The organism is Kitasatospora sp. NPDC001540 (assembly GCF_042894345.1).
GTDB classification, from domain to species: domain Bacteria; phylum Actinomycetota; class Actinomycetes; order Streptomycetales; family Streptomycetaceae; genus Kitasatospora; species Kitasatospora phosalacinea_C.
Window position 1 is genome coordinate 1 of the sequence record NZ_JBIAVO010000079.1, and the last position, 6715, is coordinate 6715.

Annotated in this window: 6 protein-coding genes; all 6 read right to left on the minus strand. The window is 71.4% G+C overall.

Features of this window, described 5'->3' with window-relative positions:
- Positions 1 to 174: 174 nt before the first annotated feature.
- A complete protein-coding gene (locus tag ACFY00_RS37900) occupies positions 175 to 1029 on the minus strand; it encodes a hypothetical protein (protein WP_388038774.1) in 855 nt (284 codons plus the stop codon).
- Positions 1019 to 2140 (minus strand): TniQ family protein, encoded by a 1122-nt coding sequence (locus ACFY00_RS37905; RefSeq protein ID WP_388038776.1) that lies wholly within the window; start codon positions 2138 to 2140, stop codon positions 1019 to 1021. Before ACFY00_RS37905 ends, ACFY00_RS37900 begins: the two co-directional genes overlap by 11 nt.
- Positions 2137 to 3201, minus strand: coding sequence for an AAA family ATPase (locus ACFY00_RS37910; RefSeq protein WP_388038779.1), 1065 nt, complete (start codon positions 3199 to 3201; stop codon positions 2137 to 2139). Before ACFY00_RS37910 ends, ACFY00_RS37905 begins: the two co-directional genes overlap by 4 nt.
- Positions 3198 to 5153, minus strand: coding sequence for a Mu transposase C-terminal domain-containing protein (locus ACFY00_RS37915; RefSeq protein ID WP_388038781.1), 1956 nt, complete (start codon positions 5151 to 5153; stop codon positions 3198 to 3200). The genes ACFY00_RS37910 and ACFY00_RS37915 overlap by 4 nt, the downstream gene beginning before the upstream one ends.
- A gap of 92 nt (positions 5154 to 5245) precedes the next feature.
- Positions 5246 to 5911 (minus strand): TnsA-like heteromeric transposase endonuclease subunit, encoded by a 666-nt coding sequence (locus ACFY00_RS37920; protein WP_388038784.1) that lies wholly within the window; start codon positions 5909 to 5911, stop codon positions 5246 to 5248.
- A gap of 197 nt (positions 5912 to 6108) precedes the next feature.
- On the minus strand, positions 6109 to 6715 hold a 607-nt coding region (locus ACFY00_RS37925; protein ID WP_388038787.1), incomplete at its 5' end, for a hypothetical protein.

The window sequence follows — 6715 nt, forward strand, 5'->3', positions numbered from 1 at the left end:
ATCTTGCTGCGGCAGCAACGGCTCAATCCGAGCCCACGCAGCATCCGTTATCTCTCCACGACCCACCACAAGATCAATTATGAGACACGGCCTAGAGCAGTCCACCTGCTCCTGAGCGGGAGCGGGCGGATCGAACCGGTCCGCCGCCGTTGCGGCGCCCGTAGTCGGCCAGGCCTAAACCTGCTGGAGGTAGGCCTGCTGGACGATGTAGGCGGCGTCCTCGGGGGTGTCGAAGTGGAGGACATCCTCGGTGGCAGCGTCCACGACGAAGCACTGGTCGTAAACGGCTACCCACCGGCCGGTCAGTCCTGGCAGGTCTCGCTCGACCCAGCCGACTTCGCGGCCTTCATCGGTGACCAGCCACACGTCGGGGTGCGCCAGCCAGCCCTCCAGGCGCCACCAGTCGCCGAAGTGCTGAAGCGGGAGCTGCCGCCGGACTTCGGGGGTGGCGGGGGCGCCGCGGGTGAGCGGATGCCGGGGCACAGCCATTTCGGGTTGCGGCAGCACGGCGGCCGGGACGGTGGGAGAGCTTTGGGCCTGCTGGGCGAGGCGCTGGTCGACCAGGCCGCGGAGCCGGCTGCCCGGGCGCTGCCCGGGTGACACGGTGCTCGTCGTGGCCGTGCTCCGGTCGGTACGGGCGGCCTGGGCCCATCTGATGTGCTCCAGGGCTTCGTGCACGTGGCCGCTCACCCTGGGCCGGCCGAGGTCGCCCAGGACGAGTTCGCCCTCTTCCGGCCGGTCGGAGCGGTACAGGACGGCGGCGTACCCGCCTCGGTCCTCGCGGCCCCAGGATCCCTTCGGGAGGAGCACTGCCCAGCCCACCGGCGCGTCCTGGTGCAGCAGGAGTTGCACGTCCGCGGCCGCCGGGTCGGACCAGGTGCCCAGCGCCCAGCCGTCGCCGAAGGTCACTGCCAGGTCGTCGATCCGGTCGGGGGCGCCATGGCGCAGGCGCGGGTCGGCGGCCGCCGCGCGCAGCACTGCGGCTTCGGCGTCGGCGCGCGACGTCGGCTGTCCGGTCTCACTGATCATGGCGGACGCGGCTGTGTCGAGCTGCAGATTGCCAGGTTTGGTGAGACGGATCGGGGATGCCGAGCTCAGGGATCATGGCACTTCTTAGGTGGCGCCATCGGTGACGCCCGCGCGACTGTCGGACCTGGTCGATGTGGTTCCAGATCGCATCAGCTGGCCTGCGGGGGGCACTGCATGGCCACTGGCAAGCGGCGGCTGCGAGGGGTGTCAGCCCGAGTGCTGCTCTCGTCCGGTCGACCAGCGCGCGGATCTGCTCCTTGTTCTCCGCGTAGAAGAACTCAGTCGGGGCGACGGTCATGGGCGCCAGGAAGGCTGCCAGGGTCGCGACTTCAGGGTGCGAGACGATCGCGGCGGCCTCGCTGTTCTGCGTGATCGTCTCCGCCTCAGCGGGCCAGTCCAGTTTGTGTGCGCGTGTCTGCCAGCGTTGCACCATCGCTGGTTCCGCCCATCGGTCTGTGGTCCACTTCTCGGCGATCGAGCGGGCGTCGCGAACGCTCATGACCAGAACGTCGGGGCCGTAGCGGCGGAGGATCTGGGCCAGTCGTCTTTGAGCGGCGGCCATGCCGGCGATGGGGCTCAGGTCGACCGGCGGCGGGAACGTCTGCCGTTGGTTCGCGTTCGTCCACGATCCGCTGATGGTGACGCTCTGCCAGTGCTGGTGGCGGGTGCAGATGACCCGGGTGATGGGCAGGTGGAGGCGGGGCGGGGCGGTGTTGCGTCGGATCGCGCAGTGGGGGCATGCCCGGCGGGTGTAGCCCATGGCGGCCTGGAACCGGACGGCTGGGGTCTTCTTCTCCATGAGGTCCGGCGCGTGCTGGCGGGTCCAGCCCAGGGCCGGCAGTGCCGCTGACAGTCGCCCCAGGGGCAGGCCGCTGATCACGGCCAAGCGTTCTGCGGCTGGTGGGTTGAGCAGGGCTTCGAAGAACTCCAGGTGCCTGCCCAGGGACGAGGATTCCGGTCTGGCGATGGTCTTCCAGAGGATTGTGTCCCGGGTGCGGTTGGCAGTGGCGAGGCGTTGGACGAACGAGGTCAGCGACTCGCCTCCCCAGGGGCGGATGGAGATCGGCAGCGAGCGGGCCGGGGCCTGGTGGGCGTTTCGCGTTTCGCTCATCCGGCGGCCTTGCGCTGGCGGGTCCCGGCGGTTCTGGCCGTCCGTCGACGTGGGGCACTCGCTTCCGCGGCGGTGTCGAGTGGGATGTCTTCCAGGATCGGGACGGTGATCCGCTCGGTGCCGGAGAGGATGGCCCTGACCGCGGCGGCCCGCACCAGGTGCGCGAGGCTGCCGATCATGCCGGAGGTGCGGTGGTGCAGGAGGTCGGACTGGCCGACGAGGGTGCCGGGCCGGTGCCGGTGCAGCCGCAACGACTGCTCCATGGTGGCCAGCAGTTGCTGCCACTGGGCCTTGTGGGCTGCGGTGGCGGTCGTGAACGGCTTGGCTGCCACGCTCACGAAGCGTCCGGCGATCTGCTTGCCCCGGGTCCCGGTGAACAGGCCGGCCTGCTCGACGTCGATGCCGGCGTAGACGAACGTCGCGGTGATGCGCTCGGACAGGTACTTCAACTGGTCGGAAGCCTCCGCTCCGGCCCGGGTGGTGAGGTTGAGGTTGTGGATCTCGTCCACCAGCACCAGCTCGCAGCCCAGTTCGGCCAGGACCTCGCAGACGGCGTTCGTGATCTGGGCCTGGTTCTGGCTGCCGACCAGGGGGATGCCGAGGAAGCGGGCGAACTCCATCGCGAGCATCTTCGGGGTCGCGGCGGGCGGCACCGTCACGTAGACCACGGGCATCCGGGGGCCCGCTCCGGCCGGCAGGCGGCGTCGGACGTGCTGTTCGTGGGCCTTGCCGAGTTGGGTGATCGCGGTGGTCTTGCCGGTTCCGGGCTCGCCGGTGACGATCAGCCCGCGCCGGGCGGAGACCTGCCGCCGGTTGAGCATGGTCAGTTCGCGGCCGGTGCGGATGATCTCCATCATCGTGGGGGTCTTCGCGACCAGGACCTCGGTGTGGTGCTCGATCCGTGCCTCGTCGTAGAGCGCCCGCTCGACCTCGTTGAGGGCCGCCAGTTCCTTGGGCCGAAGCAGCGTGACCGTGGCGGGGAGGTAGTCGACGAACCTGGCCCACCCCTCCTTGGTCGTCAGGGCGGGCCGGCCGGGCGCGATGTCCTGCTCGGTGCTCACCGGTAGTCCTCCTCGCTGAACGGGTCGAAGATGCCGAACGGGATCACCTCGGCCAGCGGAGCGTCGTCCGCGTCCGCCTCGTCCACGTGGTCGGCCCCGGTCGCGGGCAAGGCCCCAGCGGGCCGGACCTGCGGCAGGCGGGGTTCGGGAACCGCCGCCCGCGGCCGGGGCGGCCGGCGGCCCGCGCGTTGCAGCAGGTCGTCCAGCGCGCGGGCGACTTGCGCTTGGTCCGTGTCGTCGTGGCCGCGGGCGGCGACCGTCCGGCGGGCCTGGCGCCAGAGGCTGTCGGAGAAGGGCCGGGCGATCATCTTGCGCAGGGTCCACTCGGCGGTGATCCAGCCGCCCGCGCGGTGGTCGCGGACGAAGACGTGGGAGACGTCGTGCGGGTCGAAGTGGACTTCCCAGCGGCCCCGCTGTGCGCTGACCCCGGACAGCTGGCGCCGGTAGGGAACGAGCTCGGGAGCGTCGTAGGTGCGGTTGTCGATGCGGATCCCGTAGTCGTTGACGGTCCGCCAGGTCGCGGGCAGCAACTCGATGTAGTCGGTCGGGCCAAGGGTCATCGGCAGGTAGCCGCTCGATGCGACCAGCAGCGCGTAGGCGTCGTTCGGCGACATCGACCGGCGGGGCAGGAAGGGGTGGGCCAGCGCCTCGTGCGGGCGCAACTGCCAGCCGGCGATCACCCATTCCTGCAGGAGGTCGTCGAGCTCCGGCAGGCTGAAAGCCGCCCGGCGGGCCGGGTCGGTGCCCCGGCGGCTGACATCCCGGCCGGTGTAGCTGGCGACGTGCTGGCAGAACAGGCTGTTGATCGACGAGAACGTCCGCTCGACCGCGCCCTTGTCCGTCGGTGTGCCCGGGTGCGCGAGCTGGACGGAGATGCCCAGCTGCCGGCACGCATCGGTGAACGTCCGCGAGAGGTAGACCGCCCCGTGGTCGGTGGTGATGGTCTCCGGGACGATCACCGGCTTGGCCGCGGCCTGCGCGAACCGTGCATCGATCCGCAGGAGCCGGGCGTGCGGCAGCAGGGAGGCCGATGCGGCCAGTGCGTGCGGCCAGGTCGGGCGCATCGGCTCGGGCACCAGCATCCGCGCCAGCAGCAGGGCGGCGTCCACCGCTTTGGTGCTCTCCGGCCGCAGGACCGCCGCGCAGATTGTGCGCGTCGCCATGTCGACGGCGATCGTCAGCTCCGGGCGTCCGGTGCTTCCGTCGTCGAGGACCACCAGGACGTCCAGCTTCGTGGTGTCGATCTGCACCTGCTCTCCCGGCCGGGCCGCGGCGCTCGGTGTGAACGGGCCCGCGGGCCGGTTCGCGGTCTGCCGACGGGTCGTGGCCGCACCGAAGGTGTGCCGCCCGGTCGCGAGCCGGTCGACCAGGCGGTAGACCACCGCCCGGGACGGCAGCGGCACCGCCTCCTCGCCGTACTCGTCGGCCAAGGCCCGCTCGACCCGGCGCATCAGCCTCGCCCGGGTGCCGGTCGACACCTCGGTCTCCTCGCCGATCGCCCGGAGCAGTGCCTCGACCACCCGCGGATCGGTCCGCCCGGTCGGCGAGGAGGAACGCATCGTCCGCAGGTCGACCAGGCCGAGCAGGCCCTGCTCGCGGTAGCGGCTGCGGAGCCGCTGCAGCGTGCGTCCCCCGACCGGCCGGCCGACCGCCGCCAGTTCCCCCGCCTTCGTCCTCTGACGCTCCGCCAGCGTGGTGGTCGCCGGGTCGTAGCCCGGCCGCGGAACCGCCCCGGGCGGCGAGTCCGGCGGCAGGCCGGTCTCGATCTCGACGACATGGCGTTCCCAGAACCGTGCCTGCGCGAGCGCCTCGGCCGACGCGGCCTCCAGCAGCCCTGTCGGTGCCAAGACCGGCAGAGGCCCGGCCGCCGCCAGCAGGGCAAAGTCCTCGTCCGCCAGCAGGAACGGCAGCAGCACCACCCGCGAGGCACCGTCCGTGCCCAACAGCCTCACCGACGTACCCTCGATCGCCACCACCGTGTGCTCTCCACCGTCGAATCGCACCTGATCACCCAGCCGCAGAACACCAGGCCGGGCCAGAGCCGTCACCGCCCGCGCTCCTCAGCCACGCTGACGAGCGCGGCCTCGCCGAGCACCACCGACAAGTCCGCGACCAGCACCCCGGACCACAGCAGGTGGAACACCACCGGCAGCACCGCGATCGGATCGCCGACCCGCTCCACCGCCCGACGGATCGGCGTCGGCCGGACGAACACGCCGAGAAGCGGCTCCACGAACCGGCTCACGGCATGCCGGGGATGGCGATAGCCAGCCAGCCACCGGATGTTGGCCAACAGGACCGGCTCCACGGCTCCAGCCACCTGGTAGGACCAGCCGATCTCGCGGCAGGCCCGCTCCGTCGCCGCGAACGCCTCCGCGTCCCGCGGCTTGATCCGCTCCAACGGACGGCAGTCCACCACCAGCCCCGAGCCGTCGGCGCGGCGGGCGAACCAGTCCGGCGCGTGCGACCTCCGCTTCCCGCTCTCCTGCCAGAACAGCCACAACGGCTGCGACGCGAAGCCGGTGACCTGCTGGTCGAAGTCCAGCAGCATCGCGTGGTCGCGCTCCAACCACGACTCGTAGCCGACGTGCCGGCCGGACGTCGAAGACCACCACAGTCCGGGATAGTTGCGCTGCCCTCGCCAGGAGGGAAACGACCGAACCGGCCGTCCATCCTCGAACCGCACCCCGGCAGCGTCGGCCAGCGTCATGCGGTGTTCCCCACCGTCCCGGTCGACGTACGCGACCTCGAACCCCCGCACCACCGCTGGCGCCCCACCGGCAACACTCCGAGCAACCGTCACGCCCCCACGATGATCAGACGCGGAGCCCGCTGTCCGCCAGCTTCGCCAACTTCACCGAGACGAGTGGTCTGTTGCTGGCCAGGCTCACCGAGACTCCGCCATGTTCATCGAGACAGGACACCGGGCGCGGGCGCGACGAGGGCGGGTTCGGTCGGGGTTTCGTTGCCGTCATGGAACTTCGGATCGGCCGGTTCGGCGGCGGCCGGGGTGGCCTCGGCGGCGGCCGATGTCCCGACTAGGGGGCTGTCCGGAGTTTCGTTGCACACCTCTGCCGCCTGGCGGTCGGCATGGTCGAGGAGTGCGTCGACGGCCTCGCGCAGCGCCTGGCGGGCGGAGTCGAGGTCGGCCGCCGCAGGCCCGCCCGGACGCCGCAGGGCGTGCAGGGCCTCGGCCAGGTGGGACGCCTGCTCCGTGATGCGGGCTGCGAGCGTGTCGAACGCCGCCCGGGCCAGAAGGCAATCGTTGGCTGTGGCCTGCTCTTCTTCGCGTGCGCGGCGGCGCCAGGCCCGGCTTCGGCAGGTGGAGTCGTGGTACGCGATGGGCCGGCCGGTCGCGGCGCGCGGCGGCAGCGGCTTGTCGCAGCCCGGGCACAGCGCCGGTGCAGGCACGACGACGTCTAGAAGTCTGATGAAGATGTTGGGTTCTGGCCCCGCTGTGTGAGCGGTGGGGCCAGACTCGTTTCGTGGCAATGGGGGAATGGGCCGGGGATCT